We start from the raw sequence: 472 nt of genomic DNA, 5'->3' as shown, positions 1-472 counted from the left end.
AAAAGCGTGTTCCACGATTTCAACATCGTTTCCTGTGCCCTGAGCCCCGATCACATGACTGTGCGAGTGGACGACCCGAACGAAGCGCTTGCCGCTATCGGCTGCGGTATGAGGACCTATAGCCGTACGTCTGTTATTCCGGGTGTCAGCGACGGCACAATCAATGTCCTCATCCTTCAGCGTCCAGTGTTTAGAAGGGAGCAGGGCTGGAGCTTGGTCAAGCAATCCATGGCTAGGGGCTGGCTGGTGGTCGTTGAATTCGACGACCATGTCGATCTCCTTCCTGGCGAGGTTCGGGACAAATTTCTCTCAGGCTTCGGGCAGGATATTTTCAGAATCTGTCATGGAGTGCAGACTACGACACCGGTGCTGGAGGTGTATTTTCGCCAGTTCAACCCCAATGTCCGCGGCTTCCCAAACCAGATTTTCCGGTATCCGACCCGCCCGAAGCCGAAGTCTGAGAAGACGCGCA

At 55.3% G+C, this 472-nt stretch carries 1 pseudogene; it reads left to right on the top strand.

Annotated elements, in window-relative coordinates:
* Window positions 1–66: 66 nt before the first annotated feature.
* Window positions 67–472, top strand: a pseudogene (locus K6118_RS17195) (hypothetical protein); the annotation flags it as partial.

This window comes from Kordiimonas marina (genome assembly GCF_023006325.1).
GTDB classification, from domain to species: domain Bacteria; phylum Pseudomonadota; class Alphaproteobacteria; order Sphingomonadales; family Kordiimonadaceae; genus Kordiimonas; species Kordiimonas marina.
The sequence above is the reverse complement of the archived record's forward strand: the minus strand, read 5'-3'. Positions and strand labels throughout refer to the sequence as shown.